We start from the raw sequence: 18,300 nt of genomic DNA, 5'->3' as shown, positions 1-18,300 counted from the left end.
CAAAACACCGTTTCAGTTTCCCCGCAGTAACAGGCAAAACGAATTCATGCGACTCGAAAAATTCATATCTCAGCAGCTGGAAGTCAGCCGTGCTATCGCTGGACGCGAAATCCGCGCCAAAAAAGTCACCATCAATGGCGAAGTGGTCCGCGATGCGGCTTACAAAGTATTGCCAGATGATGAAGTCGAATACGACGGCAATCCGCTGGTGGTGCAGCAAGGCCCGCGCTATTTCATGCTGAACAAGCCGCAGGGTTACGTCTGTTCAACCGACGATCCCGATCATCCCACCGTGCTGTTCTTCATTGAGGAGCCGGCGGCGTTCAAGCTGCATGCCGCGGGACGTCTGGATATCGATACTACCGGTTTAGTGCTGCTAACCGATGATGGTCAATGGTCGCACCGCATTACTTCGCCGAAGCATCATCTGGAAAAAACCTATCTGGTGGAAGTGGAAGAGCCAATCGATCCTGCGCTGGTTGAGAAGTTCGCTGCGGGCGTACAGCTGCACAATGAAAAAGATCTGACCAAACCGGCCGTGCTGGAGATTCTGGATGAGAAGGCTGCCCGTCTGACGATCAGTGAAGGGCGCTACCATCAGGTTAAACGCATGTTTGCTGCGATGGGTAACCATGTATCGGCGCTGCATCGCGAACGCATTGGTGACATCGAATTGGACGACGATCTCGGTGAAGGTGAATATCGCGAACTGACCCAGCAAGAGGTCGACAGCATCGGCCTGCCAGAAGAACTCAAACAACGTAAATAGCGGGAGAACGCGGTGCGCAAGGAAAAGAATTCACCGGTCGGTTTAGTGGTTATTCTCGGATTGCTGGCGATGCTGATGCCGCTCTCCATCGATATGTATCTGCCAGCTATGCCGCAAATCGCCCGCGAATTCGCGGTATCGGCGGGCAGCGTGCAGATGACGCTCAACCTTTACATCCTTGGCTTTGCCATTGGCCAGTTGGTATACGGTCCGTTGGCGGATAGCTACGGACGTAAACCGGTGATTGTGCTGGGAACGCTGATCTTTGCCTGTGCCGCCGCCGCTTGTGCGCTGTCCCAAACCATCGATCAACTGATCTTTATGCGCTTCCTGCACGGCTTGTCGGCCGCCGCGGCCAGCGTGGTGATCAACGCCCTGATGCGCGATACCTACTCGAAAGAGGACTTCTCGCGCATGATGTCATTCGTCATGCTGGTCACCACCATTGCACCGCTGCTGGCGCCGATCATTGGCGGTTGGCTGCTGCTGCTGTGGAACTGGCACGCCATCTTCTGGACGCTAGCCGGCGCCGCGCTCATCACCACCGTGCTGGTGGTGACGCAAATACGTGAAACGTTGAAGCCCGAGCAGCGCCAGCGTTTCCATTTGCGCACTACCTTGGGTAACTTCGTGGCGTTAGTGCGCCATAAGCGCGCCTTTAGTTACATGCTGGCGAGCGGTTTCTCCTTTGCGGGTTTGTTCACCTTCCTCAACGCCGGCCCATTCGTGTATATCGAAGTCAATCACGTCTCGCCGCAAAACTTCGGCTACTACTTTGGTCTGAACGTGGTGTTTTTATTCGTGATGACGTTGATTAACAGCCGCGCGGTGCGCCGCTTTGGTCCGCTGAAAATGTTCCGTCTTGGATTAGTGATCCAGTTCGTGATGGGCGTTTGGCTGCTGATCTCCAGTGCGCTGGATCTCGACTTCCTGTCGCTGGTGTTTGGCGTAGCGATGTTTATCGGTTGCGTATCGACGGTATCGTCGAATGCGATGGCGGTGATTCTTGATGAGTTCCCGCATATGGCCGGCACCGCTTCATCATTGGCTGGCACGCTGCGCTTTGGCGTGGGCGCATTGGTCGGCGCACTGCTGTCATTGGTGAGCATTAACAGTGCCTGGCCGATGGTGGCCACTATCGCACTGTGTGCCACCGTTTCGATTGTGCTGTTTACATACGCTTCACGCCCGCATCATTCGGCATAAGATCTACCGGTCGAGATACAATTCGATCCTACGTTGATGAAATCCAACACTTTTTCGTAGGGTCGCCATTTATGGCGACCCGCCCTCTGAACAAATTCCTACCCGCTACTCGCTAATCCCCATTCATTCGTTATGCTTAATGTTTCCATAATGTGAAAATTTAGAGATAAAAAAGTAACGAGATTGCGTCTAAAATGATTGTTAACAGCCGCTGAACACGGTAAACATAAGCATAAATGTGAGAAGCCTCGCAAATTATCAATTGGCTACACGCTTGGTGTTTAAAAAAATAAGGCAAACCACGTCCATATTCTGAGCTAACCAGGTTGGGATTCACTGCGTTGTGCCGTCGTCGTGAATAAAGTTAACGTCTCTGGGGACCGTATAACTATGCTGCAACTTTCTGTTGTGCATCGCTTGCCACAACATTATCGCTGGTCAGTTGAACATGCGGGTGAAATTGAGCGTCAGGAAACTGCGGATGGCGTTCATGCTGGAGATCTGGTGGTGCTGCGTCTGCTTAGCCACGATGGTCATCCGGCGCTGGAAATTCTGCACCAGCTGCAAGAAACGCTGGCGCAGATTCAGGTCGAGTGCAAAATCGCTGAGTGTGAAGGGCAGCCTTGTCTGCTGATTCAACGCGATGATGAAAGCGCGACTAACTGCTGCCTGAAAAATCAGGGTGTCGCCATTGCCGAAACTTTCGACGGTCACTGACTGAGATCTTTCCCCTGAGCGGACGCCAATAGCTGACGCGTATAGTCGGCTATTGGTGCGTTGAACAACGTATCGCAGTCACCTTGTTCCACCACCTCGCCCTCACGCAGCACAATCAGCTGGTGACACAGCGCGCGCACCACCTGTAAATCATGGCTAATAAACAGATAAGCTAACTGGTGCTGCTGCTGTAAGCGGCGCAGCAGGGTGAGAATTTGCTTTTGCACTGAGCGATCCAGCGAGGATGTGGGTTCATCCAGCACGATCAGCTGCGGTTCGAGAATCAGCGCACGGGCGATAGCAATGCGCTGGCGCTGACCGCCTGAAAATTCTGCCGGATAGCGCGAACGGCTGTCGGCATCAAGTCCTACTTCCTGCATCACCGCAATTACTCTGGCTTCCTGCTCGGCAGGGCTCAATTCAGGGCGATGTACCGCCAACCCTTCGGCAATCACTTGTTGCACCGTCATCCGCGGATTGAGCGACGAATTTGGATCCTGAAACACCACCTGAATGCGCTGACGCAGCGGCAACAATTGTTTCGGTGACAGCTGATGCAGCGGCTGATCCTCAAACCAAATCTCACCGCGCGCAGCGATCAAACGCAGCAGTGCCAGTCCGGTGGTGCTTTTTCCAGAACCCGATTCCCCCACCAGCCCGAGACTTTCTCCGCGACGCAGGGTAAAGCTGAGATCTTGTAGCGCTATCTTTTCCGCCACGGTTCGCCGTAGCAATCCACGACGGATCGGGAAACCGACCTGCAAGTTTTTCACCTGCAGCAGCGGTGGTGCATCGCTTAGGGGCACCGGCTGGCCATCCGGCTCGGCGGCCAGTAATTCACGCGTGTACGGCTGCTGCGGCTGGCTTAACAGTAAATCACAGCGGTTGTGTTCGATGCCGCGTCCATTGCGCATCACGGTGACGCTATGCGCCAGCTGACGCACAATATTCAGGTTATGTGTGATGAACAACATGCCCATGTTCAGTTCACGCTGCAGTTCGCGCAGCAGTTGCAGAATCTGCGCCTGAACCGTGACATCCAGTGCGGTGGTCGGCTCATCGGCGATCAGCAGCTTTGGCTGGGTGAGCAGCGCCATGGCGATCATCACGCGCTGGCGTTCGCCGCCGGAAAGCTGGTGTGGAAAATCTTGCAGACGCGATGCCGCATTACGGATGCCAACACGATCGAGGCAGCTCAGCATCTCTCCGCGTGCCGCTTCGCGCCGCATACCGCGATGCACCGACAGCACTTCGTACAGCTGCTTTTCCACGTTATGCAACGGATTGAGCGATACCATCGGTTCCTGAAAAATCATCGCCATCTGGTTGCCACGCAGTCCGCGCATCGTGCGTTCGCTGGCCTGCAAAATATCCTGGCCGTTGAACAGAATTTCGCCGTGCGGATAGTTGACCGGCGGCTGCGGCAATAAGCGCATGATCGACAGCGCGGTCACGCTCTTACCGGATCCGGATTCGCCCACCAGCGCCAGCGTTTCACCGGGATCGATCTGCAGCGAAATGTCTTCCACCACGCAGCGATCCTGAAAGGTCACCGCCAGATGATTTACCGTTAACAGGCTCATTTAGCGTCCTCGACTCGGGTCAAAGGCATCGCGTACCGCTTCGCCAATAAAAATCAGTAGCGACAGCAGCAGAGCGAGGGCAAAAAAGCCGGCAAGGCCTAACCACGGTGCCTGTAAATTATTTTTCCCCTGCAGCAGCAGCTCACCCAGTGACGGCGATCCGATCGGCAATCCAAAGCCGAGGAAATCCAGCGATGTCAGGGTGGTGATTGAAGCGCAGAGAATAAAGGGTAGAAACGTCAGCGTTGCCACCATGGCGTTGGGCAGCATGTGACGCAGCATAATGCGGCTGTCGCTAACGCCAAGCGCACGTGCGGCACGAATATTATCATAATTACGCGTGCGCAGAAATTCGGCGCGCACCACGCTTACCAGACTCATCCAGCCAAACACCACCGTGACCAGCAGCAGCCACCAGAAATTGGGCTGAATCACGCTGGATAGTAGAATCAGCAAGAACAGTGAAGGCATGCCGGACCACACTTCTATCAGGCGCTGGCCGATCAGATCAATGAGTCCACCAAAATAGCCCTGTACTGCCCCCACCACGATGCCAATCACACTGGAAAACAGCGTTAACAGAATGCCAAACAGCAGTGAGATGCGCGTGCCATACAGCAAACGCGCCAGCACATCACCGCCGTTGGCATCGGTACCCAGCCAGTTTTGCATGGAAGGCGGGGAAGGGAAGGGCACATCGGTGGCGAAATTGATGGTGCTATCACCAAAGCGAATCGGTGCCCAAATCGCCCAACCTTGCTGAGCAATGCGCTGTTTCAGCCACGGATCCTGATAGTCAGCGGGCGTGGCGAAATCGCCGCCGTAATCACTTTCGCTGTAGTTGAACAACAGCGGCATATACCAGCGTTGCTGATAGTGCACCAGCAGTGGTTTGTCGTTGGCCAGCAACTCGGCACCCAGTGATAGGACAAAAATGATCAGGAAAATCCACAGCGACCAGTAACCACGGCGGTTATGACGAAAACGCTGCCAGCGCTGCTGGTTTACAGGAGATAAACGCATCAGCGTCCCTCAAAATCAATGCGCGGATCGACCAGCGTGTAGGTGAGATCGCTGAGAATGTTCATGAGCAGACCAATTAGCGTGAAAATATACAGCGTGCCGAACATCACCGGATAATCGCGCTGAATGGTGGCGTCATAGCCGAGCAGGCCCATACCGTTGAGTGAGAACATCACCTCAATCAACACCGAACTGGTGAAAAACATGCTGATAAAGGTGGCGGGGAAGCCGGCAATCACCAGCAGCATGGCATTACGGAACACGTGACCGTACAGCACCCGCTTCTCATCCAACCCTTTTGCACGCGCGGTGACCACATATTGTTTACGAATCTCATCGAGAAACGAGTTTTTGGTGAGCATGGTCAGCGTGGCGAAACCGCCAATCACCGTGGCCAGCACCGGCAGCGTAATGTGCCAGAGATAGTCGGTGATTTTGCTATACCAGGGCAGCGTATCAAACTGCGGAGAGGTCAGGCCGCGCAGTGGGAACCAGTCGAAATAGCTGCCGCCCGCGAACAGGACAATCAGCATGATGCCGAACAGAAATGCTGGAATAGAATTACCGATGATAATAAAGATGCTGCTCCATATATCGAAGGGGCTGCCGTTGCGTACCGCCTTTTTAATGCCGAGCGGAATCGATACCAGATAAATAATTATCGTGCTCCACAATCCAAGACTTATCGAGACCGGCAAACTCTCTTTGATCAGCTGCAGCACCGAGGCACTGCGGAACAGGCTATCGCCAAAATCGAAACGGATGTAATTCCACAGCATCTCGCCATAACGCTGCAGTAACGGTTTATCGAAGCCGTAACGATGTTTAATCTCAGCGATCACTTCCGGATCGAGGCCGCGTGCACCGCGATATTGACTATCACCGGGATTGTCACGCAGCAAGGCTCCGCGCGCGCCGCTGTCACCGCCGCCAGAGCCGGGAATACCGGTGCTGTGGCCAAATTGCACGTTGGCTAACGCCTGATCGACCGGCCCGCCTGGTGCGATCTGCACAATAAAAAAGTTCAGGGTGATGATCGCCCACAAAGTGGGGATGATCAGCAGTAACCTGCGTAGAAAATAGGCTGCCAAACCGTGCTCCTCAGCGTCGATCGGCCGGCAATCGTCCGGCTTTGTTCACATCGTACCACCAGTTTTCCAGACCAGTAGCGAACGCGGGTTTAATCTCGGGATGGGAAAATTTATCCCAGTACGCCATGCGATCTTCGGCGCTGTACCACATCGGGATCATGTAGGCATTCCACAATAGGATGCGATCCAGTGCCTGGCCGAGCGGCAGCAAGGCTTTTTCGTCGCCCTGATGCTCAACGATCTGCTGAACAAAATGGTCGACGATCGGATCTTTCACCCGCGGCGTATTCCAGGAAGAGTTAATAAACTCCGACTGCCAGATAGTGCGCAAGCTGGTAGAAGGCCACGGCATCGCATAATAGAGTGACGGAATCATGTCGTAGTCACCTTCGCGTAAGCGCCGCAAATATTGCGAGCTGTCAATCTGGCGCAGCGAAACTTGTATGCCCAGTCGTTCAAGGCTGTGCTGGAACGGCAGCGCCCAGTCATTCTGTGTGCCGCTGCGCATTAGCAGTTCAAAGCGGAATGGTTGACCGGTTTTAACGTTGACTAACTGCTGATTTTTAATCTGCCAGCCGGCTTCTTTGAGCAAATTCATGGCTTTCAATAAGTTGCCACGATCGAAACCGCTGCCGTCTGAACGCGGCGGAGCATATTGATTGTTGAACACTTCAGGCGGTAGCTGGGCTTTGTAAGGCGCCAGTAAGATTAGCTGTTCGGCCTTGGGATAGCCTTGCGCCGCATAGTCGGTATTCTGGAAATAGCTGTTGGTGCGCTTGTAGGCTCCGTAGAACAGGGCTTTGTTCATCCATTCAAAATCAAAGGCCAGCGTAATGGCTTCCCGCACGCGACGATCGGCGAACAGTGGCTTCTCGTTGTTGAAGGCCAGCCAGCGCGTATCGGTGGAAACGGTGTTGGGGATGGTCGATTTGACGATGGCGTGGCTATCAAAGTTGCGGCCGCGATATTGTGTGGCCCATTTCTTTGCCGAACTCTCTTCGCGTAAATCGTAAGCGCCTGCTTTGAAGGCCTCGAACGCCACATTGTCATCGAGGTAATAGTCGTAGCGCAGCGTGTCGAAATTAAAGCGCCCGCGGTTTACTGGCAGATTGGCGGCCCAGTAATCCTTTACCCGGCTGTACTGAATAAACTGACCTGATTTGTACGACGTAACGCGATAAGGCCCGCTGGCCAGCGGTGGATAACCAATCGGCTCATTAAACTTCTTGTTTTGCCAGAACTTCTCTGGCAATACCGGCAGCGTCAGCCAGCTGAGAATTCGATCTTTATCCGCTTTCGGCACGTCAATGCGCACCGTAAGGCGATTAAGCGCTTTAACTTTTACGTCGCGAAATGCCACGCGAAACTGCGGCACGCCTTCAGTCATAAATTTCTGGAAGGTGAAAGCGACATCCTGGGCTGTGATGGGCGTTCCGTCCTGAAACTGAGCATGGGGATTGATCGATACTTCCATCCAGCGATAGTCGTCTGGATAGCGCGCCGATTCGGCGATCAGCGGGTAGTAGCTGCCAGGTTCATCATCCGACGTGGTAAACAGGCCGTCATACAAGGTATCGGTGCCAATGCCGGGATTGCCGCGTGAGGCGAAACGATTGAAGTTGTCATATGTGCCGACCACCGCCAAAGTCATCTTGCCGCCTTTTGGCGCAGCAGGATTGGCGTAATCGTAATGGGTAAAATTCACCGCATATTTCGGCTCGCCCAGCTTCGCGAAGGCATAGCTTTCGTTGATGGTTGCGGCATGCAGCGGCGTAATGGCGCTACAAAGCAACAACGCTGTGACAAAACGCAGCAGCATAAGTGGGGCGATCTCCTGTGGTGTTCCGCACTTTATGGTAGCAGTTTCATGGGGTTCGCGTGATGTTAACTCAGCGCACGTTGGCGTTGATAATAGCTGACCAGACTTTCTGGTCGTAGCGGTCGACTAAACAGATAGCCCTGCAAATGAGTCACGCCACGATTCACCAGCCACGCCGCCTGATCGCCGGTCTCTACGCCTTCGGCCACGGTTTTCAAATTGAGCTTCTTTGCCAGCAGCAGCACCGCATCCAATACCGGTGACGTAACGGTTTCCGTGCCAATGCTTTGCACAAAACCGCGATCAATTTTCAGGTAATCGAACGGATATTTTTCCAGATAGATTAATGCACTGTGACCAGTGCCAAAGTCATCAATCGCAATCTTGAAATTGTTTTCATGCAGCCAGGCGAAAATCTCGCCGGCATTCTTCTCGCCAACCATGGTGCGCTCGGTAATTTCAAACACGTAGTTGAAGTGGTCGGCGGGCATGGCGTTAATCCACAGCTGCACATCATCGCGGAAGCTTTCCGAGGCAAGATGCAGAGGTGAAAGATTCAGGCTCATGCGCGTACCTTGCGGCAACTGGGTGTAGAGAAACTGAGCATCGCGCACGACCAGCCTAAACAGATGCTGAGTAAGCGGAATAATCAGATTCTGCGCTTCCGCGTAACCGATAAACACATCGGGCGGGATCATACCTTCGGTAGGATGCGTCCAGCGTAATAGTGCCTCAACGCCATACGGCTGGCCATCGTGTGCGGTGACAAGGGGTTGATATTCAACATGGAACTGGCCACGTTTGATGCCCTGCATGATCTCTTTGCCAGGGCGCTGATGTCGGGTCAGCAATAACCAGCTAGCCGCAGTAACCAGCAAAGCGAACAGTACAGCGGTCATTAACGTGAGGGAGTAATCGCGCGGCGCTAACGTCGTGCCAAACAGCAAAAAGTGCAGGGCGCCATTGTTGAATGCCATTTCCTGCAGCGGGGTCGGTAAATCACGGACGTTAACTACCTGATTGCTGCCGCTTAACAAAGCTTTATTACCGATGACCAGCGCCATGCCGGTGATTTCTGGATGATAAGAAGCCAGCAACTGATAAGGCGTCAGGCTAATGTTCATGGTGGCGAGAATACCGGTTTCCGCCGCACCTGGCGTTTTCATCCATAGCGCCAGCGCCGGTTTGGTTGGCAGCAATGGCGTGCCTTCCAGCAGGCGCATATCACGATCGCGTTCCAGTTCAGATTCAGGAGAGATAGCGCTGGCAGCCAGCAGAAAAGCGCCGGTTGCCGATGAACAGTAGGCATTACCATTACGTACTAACAGGATAGCGCGAAGGTTACCGGCGAAGGCGGCACGCGAAGTGAGCTCACGACTGACGCTGCTACATGACAATTGGGGGTATTGTTGCAGTGGATAGAGCGTATCCATCAGGCTGGTGATCACCTGTTGTAAATCGTCGCGGCTATGGGCCAGCAGCTGTTCATGTTGCTGTACGCGTTTTTGCCAGGTAAGCGTTAATAGAACGATGACAAAAAGCAGAAAGAAGACGGCGCCAATAATCACGCTACTCCAGGCGATGCGGCGTGAATAGCTCGCGTGACGTTTTAATTTCCCCGACAGTGGCATGGAGTGTATTCCCCTTGTCTTGCCATTTATTATTATGTTTATCGTTTTGGTCACTACCCACTTTCATCCGGCAGCCCGGTTAACAACGGTGTCTGCAGCGCAATGTTTGGGCATCAGGAAGTCAACGAGAATATAACGAGAGCGCGAATAAAGTCTCGTTATATTTTTGATTCTCAATTACTTTTTATAGGCTCGATTTGAGTTAAAACAGCAGGCAAAAAAAAACGCTGCCGGGGCAGCGTTTTTTTGATTCTCTGGCTGAGAGGATCTTCAAAGCAATACGTTAGCTTGGGTTTTTAGCTAAAACCCGACGCGCTTCGCGATAACGTGTTTTCCAATAACTGTCGTTCAAATTGGAAATCATTACGCCACTGCTAGTCGATGCGTGGACGAAGTTATCGTTGCCGAGATAAATGCCAACGTGGCGACCGGTAGAACCGGCGCGGAACAGCACTAAGTCACCTGCGCGCAATTTATTGCGGGAAATCTCTTTGCCGGTGTCTTGCTGCTGTGACGTTGAGCGTGGCAAATCTAAACCAAACTGCTCGCGAAAGGTGCGCTGAACAAAAGCAGAACAATCAATGCCGCGTTTGGTGTCACCGCCTAAGCGATAACGGACACCTTTCCAGTCACTGTACTGTTCCATGATGCGGGACTTAACGTCCACGTTCTGCACCATCTGTTCAAATTCGTCCTGAGACGCTTGAAGTAAAAAACCATTCTGGTTGTTAACTTCATGATTCTCGTTGTTCGCGTTCTGACCGTTATGGGTACTGCTACATGCTGATAAAAGCGTTGCTAAAGCTACTGCGGGAATGATCCGCCTGAGGTATCTCAGAATTGGTTGAGACTTGACCATTGTACGTGTTTTCCTTCGAGTTCCTTTACGACAGAATGTCGTCAGCCAGATGACAAAACGGATTGAGATTAATAAGTACGGCCGTCTAAGACAAATCCTTAATTACTAAAATGTGTTAATGCACACATTTTTGTCGCTTTAAGCACCGCATTTTATGCTGTTGCTTACTAATCGGATTTGAGGTTAACCGATTACAGACCGCGTGGCGAGTGCTTTTATATAAATTTTCAAAGGTTTTTTCGATGTGAAATCAATCTGTAACACAATGGCTAGTTTATCAACAATAGGCAGTGATTTAATAGCCAAATAGCGCTGCAATAAGGGGGGTGTTCTGGCGTTAAGGCCGATTTTAAGAGGGTTCTGGCTGGACAGCTTAGGAAAAAGGCTAATGTCAGGCATTTTGTATCATAATCTTTTCTTTTAGCTGAATAATGTTAGCCTGCTAATAATATATTGGCGTTTTCAATAAGCGCGAGCGATCGTGTTATTGCTCTATGATCACTCGCGCTTAACAATTACGTGCGCGGCTTATATTTACCCGGCAGCGAACGATTGAGCCAATTAACCAGTTTGTCGCTGAACGGCGTTAACAGGCACCAGCTCATGCCAACCAGCACCACCGATAACGAGCCCACGGCGATATCAGTAAACCAGTGCGCACCAGCCATCACGCGCGGCAGAGCGAACACCACGGTAATCACCAAACCCACCAGAAACGCACGGAAGCCGAAATAGCGCCACATAAAGCAGGTGAAGATAATCAGCATCATGCCGTGGTCGCCAGGGAAGCTATCTTTGGAGGCATCTTTAGCCGGAATCCCGGTCAGTTCACTCACGCGATGCACATTTTCAAAGAATAGCGTTGGGCTGGAGTGTTGCACCGGCAGCAAGTGGCCAAGCTGATTCAGCACTACGGCGCTCAGCAGCATGGTGATGCCAATGGCGAGCATGCGGCGGCGGCCCTGCGGTGTCTGGCGACGCCAGAACCACAGATACAGCAATCCCATTGCCAGCAGCGAAACAAGATCGAAGCCGCGGAAGTTAGTAATGGCCACCAACAGTGCGAAGCCGTGATGATCAACCATCTGATCATTAAAGCCATAAAAGATGGCTTTATCGATACCAAACCAGAACCCGTGATCCGGCGGCAGGTACCATGAAAGGAACAGCATCACTCCCAGCACATTTAGCAGCAGGATGGTGATTAATCGAGAAGCGCGCATAAAAAATAGGCTCAAAGTGAAAACAACGGTGGCAACCTAACGCATCTAATTTAAACGAATCTTCAACAAGCTCGCCTGCAAAAGATTCCAGTCTGCCGGCTGATGATGGATCAATTCGATACGGCTATCTGGCGGCGTAGTGGGGCGCGTTTCAATAAACAGATCTTCGCCCTGGCGATTGATGTTGACTAACCCGTCTGCAGTGCGCAATACGCCCTTCACCCGATCAACGGGCGCAAGCCTTGCCCACTCTAGCGCGGCAATGGTATCAAACACCGTATCACCATCAAAAATCCATCCACAGGAAGCATAGCCCTGACCTTCATTTAACGCACGGCGCCAGCGTGCCTGACCCTCTAATTTGAGCGCAGCCAACCCTTGCGGACGCGGAGAGTGATGATGATGTGCCGCATCGGGAACCGCACGATCCGCCAATGCCGGCTGTGTCAGCAGAGCGGGATCGATCTGTCCCCACGCCGCTTCCACCAGTTGGCGTTCGCCGAGGAATTGTTGCTGCCATGCCTGTAAGCGCTGACGATCTTCGTCACTCCAGCGATCGCTTTTATTGGCAACGATGATATCTGCCGCTACCAGCTGATCGCGGAAATTCTCATTCGCCACCACGCGCTCATCAGCTAACTGGCGCGGATCGAGCAGCGTTAAGGTCGCATCCACCTGAATCCAGGGTTGATAAACCGCGGCACGCAACATGTTAAGCAGCTGTTTGGGATGACCAAGGCCGGTAGGTTCAATGATCAGGCGATCGGGTTTCGCCTGCTTCAGCAGCATATTTAAGCCCACTTGCAGCGGCAAGCCGTTGACGCAGCACATGCAGCCACCGGGAATCTCTTTGAGCGTGGCACCGCGATCGGCGAGCAGCGCGCCATCGATGCCAATTTCGCCAAATTCATTGACCAGAATCGCCCAGTTTTCGTTGGCAGGCTTATTGGCTAACAGATGCAGTAGGGTGGTGGTTTTCCCGCTGCCGAGAAATCCGGTAATCAGGTTTACGCGCGTCACAAAGGGCTCCCTTACAAAGAGGATAAATCACGCGCGGAGGTGACATCCGGCGCGTATGGCGTTGTTATACTATAACAACCCCCAGCGGCCGGACGGAAGACTCTTCTTAGTCAGCGCGGCCCATATAGCGACGTTCAGCAATATGAATGCGGATGCGATCGCCATTGCTGAGATACTCAGGCACCTGAATCGACAAACCGGTGCTCATGCCGGCAGGTTTAGAGCGTGCGCTGGCGGATGCGCCTTTGATGCCGGGCGAAGTATCAACAATCTCCATGTCGACGGTTTGTGGCAGCTCCAGTGCCAGCACCTGGCCGTCCATGGTCAGCACCTGAATACCGGGAATGCCGCCTTCAGGAATAAACAGCAGCTCTTCTTCGATTTGATCTTTTTTGAAGTTATACGGCGTGTAATCTTCGTCATCCATAAACACATACTCATCACCATCTATATAAGAGAAGGTAACGGCACGGCGGCTGAGCGAAATGGCGTCAATAATGTCGTCGCCCTTGAAGCGTTCTTCCACTTTCAGGCCGGTGCGGACATCGGTAAAACGCATCTTGTAGAGCGTAGCGGCACCGCGTGCGCTTGGACTTTGCACATCAATGTCTTTCACCAGCAACAGTTTGCCGTTCCAGGTGACAGCCATCCCTTTTTTTATCTCATTTGCCTTTGGCATAGTGGTTTTCTCGCTCACGGAAGGTTAATGCGCGTCACGTTACTCGCGCGGTGAAAAACTGGCAAGTGAGGCGGTGTAAAATTGTTGCCAATGCATGGCATTCGCGGCGTCAGACTGTTATTGTCGCCGCGAATTCTCTCCAGGAGCGCATGATGTTTTGTCGTGACCAGTGCGGTGCCTGTTGCACAGCCCCCTCAATATCTTCTCCCATTCCTGGTATGCCGCACGGCAAACCGGCCAATACGCGTTGCGTTCAGCTTGATGAGCAGCAGCGCTGTAAAATCTTCGGTTCTCCGCTGCGTCCAGCAGTCTGCGCGGGGTTACAGCCCAGCGCGGAAATGTGCGGCAACAGCCGTGAAAGCGCCATGACCTTTCTGTTAAAACTGGAAGCAGAGACTGCGCCTTAAGCGGTTAGCTGACGCCATGCTGAAGAATTTGGCTTAACGCGGTATTGGGTTACAGCAAAAGCATCAGCCTGCCTGGCGGAAAAAATCCTAAATCCCACTTGCAGTGTGCGGAACATCAAAAATCTGCTACTCAGATCGCGCATTTTCTTGCCTGCTGTACGCGGCTGTACCATATTCCCTGAAACGTTTCAGCGTTGTGCTTCCGGCTAAGTCCGCGCTGCATAGCGTAATTTTTTGTCATATAGCTGAAACGATTCAATACAGCAAGCGAGGAGAGATATGTTCCAGCTCGAAGTTCAGGCCATTCATACGGGTGCTCAGGCACAGAATAAAGAAGAGGCCATTCGTCAGGTTGCTGCTGCGTTAACCGCTGCGGGTAATGTCGGCGAAGGCTACGTTAACGGCATGCTGGCGCGCGAACAGCAAACCACCACCTTTCTGGGTAACGGCATTGCCATTCCACACGGCACCACCGAGACGCGCGACCTGGTACTGAAAACCGGCGTGCAGGTTTATCAGTTCCCGCAGGGCGTGGAGTGGGGCGATGGTCAAACGGCGTATGTGGCTATCGGTATTGCTGCCAAATCGGATGAACACCTCGCGTTGCTGCGTCAGCTCACTCATGTATTAAGTGATGACAGCATTGCTGAACAGCTGAAAACCGCATCGGCTGAAGAACTGCGTGCGCTGCTGATGGGTGAGAATCAGGCGGCAGAATTCAAATTCGATACCTCGCTGATTGCCGTTGATGTAGCAGCCAGCGACTTAATCACCTTACAAGCGCTCAACGCCGGTCGCCTGCAAGCCGCAGGCGCGGTCGATGCGGCATTTATTGCTGATGTGGTTTCCCATGCACCGTTAAGCCTTGGGCAAGGCATCTGGCTGAGCGACAGCGCTAACGGCAACCTCGGTAGCGCAGTGGCGGTAAGCCGTGCCGCTGCGCCATTCCAGCATCAGGGCGAAAGCGTCGCGCTGCTGCTGACCGTTGCAGCGAACGATCAGCGTCCGCTGGAAGTGCTGGGCTACTTAAGCAATCTGCTGCTGACCAACAAAGCTGAACGTCTGCTGAAGACCGATGCCGCCGGGATTCTGGCGCTGCTGACCAGTGAAGTGGATGAAGCTGCCGAACAGCTGACCGCTGAATTCACCATCCGCAATGAGCATGGTCTGCATGCGCGTCCAGGTACCGCACTGGTTACCGTGATCAAACAGTTCAACAGTGACATCACCGTGACCAACCTCGACGGCAGCGGCAAGCCCGCCAACGGCCGTAGCCTGATGAAAGTGGTCGCGCTCGGCGTGAAGAAAGGCCATCGCCTGCGCTTTACTGCCAGTGGTGAAGATGCCCAGCAAGCGCTTACCGCCATTGAAGAAGCGATCAATGCCGGTCTCGGCGAGGGGGTAGCATGAGCCGTCGTGTCGCCACTATTACGTTAAATCCGGCTTACGATCTGGTGGGTTACACGCCAGAGATTGAGCATGGTGAAGTTAATCTGGTGAAAACTACCGGTCTGCACGCCGCGGGCAAAGGCATCAACGTTGCTAAAGTGCTGAAAGATTTGGGGATCGATGTCACGGTCGGCGGTTTCCTCGGTAAAGAGAACCAGGATGGCTTCCAGCAGCTGTTCAGCGAGCTGGGCATTGCCAACCGTTTCCAGGTGGTGCAGGGCCGCACACGTATCAACGTTAAGCTGACAGAAAAAGACGGCGATGTGACCGATCTGAACTTCTCCGGCTTTGAAGTGACGGCCCAGGATTGGGATCGCTTCACGGCGGATTCTCTCACCTGGCTCGGCCAGTTCGACATGGTGTGCGTCAGCGGCAGCTTGCCTGCCGGCGTGGCGCCTGAAGCGTTCACCAAGTGGATGAGCGATCTGCGTACGCTGTGCCCTTGCATCATCTTCGACAGCAGCCGCGAAGCGCTGGTCGCCGGTCTGAAAGCCGCGCCTTGGTTGGTAAAACCGAATCGCCGCGAGCTGGAAATTTGGGCCGGTCGCAAACTGCCTGAGTTGCAGGACGTCATTGGTGCCGCCCATGAACTGCGCGAGCAGGGCATTGCGCACGTGGTGATTTCTCTCGGTGCGGAAGGTGCGCTGTGGGTGAATGCTTCCGGTGAATGGCTCGCCAAACCACCTGCCTGCGAAGTGGTCAGCACCGTGGGTGCCGGAGATTCCATGGTCGGCGGCCTGATTTACGGTTTGCTGATGCGTGAATCCAGCGAGCATACGCTGCGTCTGGCAACGGCTGTGGCGGCGATGGCCGTCAGTCAAAGCAATGTTGGCGTTAAAGATCGTACTCAGTTGGCCGCGATGATGGCGCGCGTCGACTTACAACCCGTTAACTAACAGCAGGAGAGCGATAATGAAAACGCTGCTGATAAAAGATTCTTCACTGGGGCTGGCATCAGGACATCTGGCGCTGGAACGTTTACGCGCCACGGCCGCACAGGCCGGACTGACGCTGACCGACAATGCTGCCGATGCTGAGCTGGTGCTGGTTGCTGGTCATAATGCGCCGAATGATGCGCAGTTGGCCGGTAAGTCTGTGGCGCTGGTGGATGTGCAGCAAGTGCTGCGCGATCCGCTGGCGGCGATCAACCAGGCCAAAGCAAGTGCCAAAACCTGGCAACCTGCGGCGACAACGGGCGCCGTACCGGTTACCGCGCAGAGCGGTGGCCAGAAACGTATTGTGGCAGTCACCGCCTGCCCAACCGGCGTTGCCCACACCTTTATGGCGGCAGAAGCTATTCAGGCCGAAGCCACTAAGCGTGGCTGGTGGGTGAAAGTGGAAACCCGCGGTTCAGTCGGTGCGGGCAACGCCATCACACCGGAAGAGGTGGCGGCGGCCGATCTGGTGATCGTCGCGGCGGATATTGATGTGGATCTGGCGAAGTTTGCCGGTAAGCCGATGTATCGCACCTCAACCAGTCTGGCGCTGAAGAAAACCGCGCAGGAGTTGGACAAAGCCCAGGCAGAAGCGAAAACCTATCAGCCGAGCGGCAATCAGTCCGCCAGCGCCCAGGGCGACAACAAAGAGAAAGCCGGTGCATATCGTCACCTGCTAACCGGCGTGTCGTACATGCTGCCGATGGTCGTTGCTGGTGGTTTGAGCATCGCGCTCTCGTTTGCTTTCGGTATTACCGCATTTAAAGAGCCGGGTACATTGGCCGCTGCGTTGATGCAGATTGGCGGCGGTAGCGCCTTCGCTCTGATGGTTCCGGTACTGGCGGGCTTCATTGCCTTCTCAATTGCGGACCGTCCGGGCCTGACGCCAGGTCTGATTGGCGGCATGATCGCCACCAGCATTAACGCCGGTTTCCTCGGTGGCATCATCGCCGGTTTCATTGCCGGTTACGCCGCGAAGATGCTCAGCAGTAAAGTCAAACTGCCGCAAAGTATGGAAGCGTTGAAGCCGATTCTGATCATCCCGCTGGTGGCGAGCTTAATCACCGGTCTGCTGATGATTTACGTGGTCGGTAAGCCGGTGGCGGGCATCATGACGGGCCTGACAACCTGGCTGGCCAACATGGGCACGGCGAACGCGGTTCTGCTGGGCGCAATCCTCGGTGGCATGATGTGTACCGATATGGGTGGCCCGGTGAACAAAGTTGCCTATGCCTTTGGTGTGGGTCTGCTGAGTTCGCAAACCTACGCGCCGATGGCAGCGATTATGGCCGCCGGCATGGTGCCACCGCTGGCGATGGGCTTGGCGACGCTGGTTGCGCGTTGTAAGTTCAACAAAGGTCAGCAAGAGGGCGGCAAAGCGGCGCTGGTATTGGGTCTGTGCTTCATCTCAGAAGGGGCGATTCCGTTTGCCGCGCGTGATCCCATGCGTGTGCTGCCATGCTGCATCATTGGCGGTGCGGTGACCGGTGCGATTTCGATGGCGATTGGCGCCAAACTGATGGCACCACACGGTGGTCTGTTCGTGCTGCTGATTCCAGGCGCGATTACCCCAGTGCTGGGTTACCTGCTGGCGATTGTGATTGGTACTGCGGTGGCGGGTCTTGGCTACGCGATTCTGAAACGTCCGGAAGAAGAGCTGGTAAAAGCAGCGTAATCATCCGCAGACGTGAAAAAGGGAGCCTCGGCTCCCTTTTTTGTTTAATGGTTGGCATTCATGCCAACCAAAAACATCAACCCGTAGGGCTGAGGGATCCCCAGGAATATTGTTAATACACATACACGATATTCCTGTAATTCCCGGCCAGCCCGGCCCGCGCCTCTTCAATATCCAGTTCTCTCACGCTGTCCGGTTCCTGCCTTATCGCGTT

16 protein-coding genes are annotated in these 18,300 nt (G+C 53.9%); 7 read left to right on the top strand and 9 right to left on the bottom strand.

Annotation, left to right across the window (positions count from 1 at the left end):
- Positions 1–46 precede the first annotated feature (46 nt).
- The 3 genes from rsuA (at position 47) to AC790_RS19350 (ending at position 2,692) form a co-directional block, all read left to right on the top strand.
- The gene (gene rsuA, locus AC790_RS19360) at positions 47–769 is read left to right on the top strand and encodes a 16S rRNA pseudouridine(516) synthase RsuA (protein WP_007889439.1); all 723 of its coding nucleotides are present in this window, start codon (positions 47–49) and stop codon (positions 767–769) included.
- A 12-nt stretch (positions 770–781) separates the two neighbouring features.
- Positions 782–1,975 carry a Bcr/CflA family multidrug efflux MFS transporter gene (locus AC790_RS19355; protein ID WP_049852866.1) on the top strand — a complete coding sequence of 398 codons (1,194 nt, stop codon included), beginning with the start codon at positions 782–784 and terminating at the stop codon, positions 1,973–1,975.
- A gap of 390 nt (positions 1,976–2,365) precedes the next feature.
- Positions 2,366–2,692: a hypothetical protein gene (locus tag AC790_RS19350; RefSeq protein WP_036620898.1), complete on the top strand. Its 327-nt coding sequence runs from the start codon at positions 2,366–2,368 to the stop codon at positions 2,690–2,692.
- On the opposite strand, the gene yejF is transcribed toward AC790_RS19350, so the two are convergent.
- The 9 genes from yejF to yeiP form a co-directional block, all read right to left on the bottom strand.
- A complete protein-coding gene (gene yejF, locus AC790_RS19345) occupies positions 2,686–4,275 on the bottom strand; it encodes a microcin C ABC transporter ATP-binding protein YejF (RefSeq protein ID WP_049852865.1) in 1,590 nt (529 codons plus the stop codon). The genes AC790_RS19350 and yejF overlap by 7 nt on opposite strands.
- A complete protein-coding gene (locus AC790_RS19340; RefSeq protein ID WP_049852864.1) occupies positions 4,276–5,298 on the bottom strand; it encodes an ABC transporter permease in 1,023 nt (340 codons plus the stop codon).
- Positions 5,298–6,389 (bottom strand): microcin C ABC transporter permease YejB, encoded by a 1,092-nt coding sequence (locus AC790_RS19335; protein ID WP_049852863.1) that lies wholly within the window; start codon positions 6,387–6,389, stop codon positions 5,298–5,300. The genes AC790_RS19340 and AC790_RS19335 overlap by 1 nt, the downstream gene beginning before the upstream one ends.
- Before the next feature lie 10 nt (positions 6,390–6,399).
- On the bottom strand, positions 6,400–8,208 hold the full coding sequence (locus AC790_RS19330; RefSeq protein ID WP_049852862.1) for an extracellular solute-binding protein: 1,809 nt from the start codon (positions 8,206–8,208) through the stop codon (positions 6,400–6,402).
- 65 nt (positions 8,209–8,273) lie between these two features.
- Positions 8,274–9,839: a cyclic di-GMP phosphodiesterase gene (locus tag AC790_RS19325; protein WP_049852861.1), complete on the bottom strand. Its 1,566-nt coding sequence runs from the start codon at positions 9,837–9,839 to the stop codon at positions 8,274–8,276.
- Positions 9,840–10,122: 283 nt separating this feature from the next.
- The gene (mepS, locus tag AC790_RS19320) at positions 10,123–10,698 is read right to left on the bottom strand and encodes a bifunctional murein DD-endopeptidase/murein LD-carboxypeptidase (RefSeq protein ID WP_007889459.1); all 576 of its coding nucleotides are present in this window, start codon (positions 10,696–10,698) and stop codon (positions 10,123–10,125) included.
- Between the two features lie 515 nt (positions 10,699–11,213).
- Positions 11,214–11,921: a phosphatase PAP2 family protein gene (locus tag AC790_RS19315; RefSeq protein WP_049852860.1), complete on the bottom strand. Its 708-nt coding sequence runs from the start codon at positions 11,919–11,921 to the stop codon at positions 11,214–11,216.
- Between the two features lie 45 nt (positions 11,922–11,966).
- Entirely contained in the window at positions 11,967–12,941 is a 975-nt protein-coding gene (locus AC790_RS19310; protein ID WP_007889464.1) for a GTP-binding protein, read from the bottom strand.
- Between the two features lie 106 nt (positions 12,942–13,047).
- Positions 13,048–13,620: an elongation factor P-like protein YeiP gene (gene yeiP / locus AC790_RS19305; RefSeq protein WP_007889466.1), complete on the bottom strand. Its 573-nt coding sequence runs from the start codon at positions 13,618–13,620 to the stop codon at positions 13,048–13,050.
- A gap of 152 nt (positions 13,621–13,772) precedes the next feature.
- Here yeiP and AC790_RS19300 point away from each other — a divergent pair, with 152 nt between their 5' ends.
- From AC790_RS19300 to fruA, 4 genes are all read left to right on the top strand, one after another.
- A complete protein-coding gene (locus AC790_RS19300) occupies positions 13,773–14,027 on the top strand; it encodes a zinc/iron-chelating domain-containing protein (protein WP_049852859.1) in 255 nt (84 codons plus the stop codon).
- A gap of 279 nt (positions 14,028–14,306) precedes the next feature.
- Complete coding sequence (gene fruB / locus AC790_RS19295; protein WP_049852858.1) at positions 14,307–15,437, top strand: fused PTS fructose transporter subunit IIA/HPr protein; 1,131 nt, start codon at positions 14,307–14,309, stop codon at positions 15,435–15,437.
- Positions 15,434–16,372: a 1-phosphofructokinase gene (fruK, locus tag AC790_RS19290; RefSeq protein ID WP_049852857.1), complete on the top strand. Its 939-nt coding sequence runs from the start codon at positions 15,434–15,436 to the stop codon at positions 16,370–16,372. Before fruB ends, fruK begins: the two co-directional genes overlap by 4 nt.
- A 16-nt stretch (positions 16,373–16,388) precedes the next feature.
- On the top strand, positions 16,389–18,086 hold the full coding sequence (gene fruA / locus AC790_RS19285; protein ID WP_049852856.1) for a PTS fructose transporter subunit IIBC: 1,698 nt from the start codon (positions 16,389–16,391) through the stop codon (positions 18,084–18,086).
- Positions 18,087–18,300 lie beyond the last annotated feature (214 nt).

It is taken from the genome of Pantoea sp. RIT-PI-b (assembly GCF_001187905.1).
GTDB lineage: Bacteria > Pseudomonadota > Gammaproteobacteria > Enterobacterales > Enterobacteriaceae > Pantoea > Pantoea nemavictus.
Note: the sequence above shows the minus strand (reverse complement) of the source record. Positions and strands in the feature narration are given on the sequence as shown.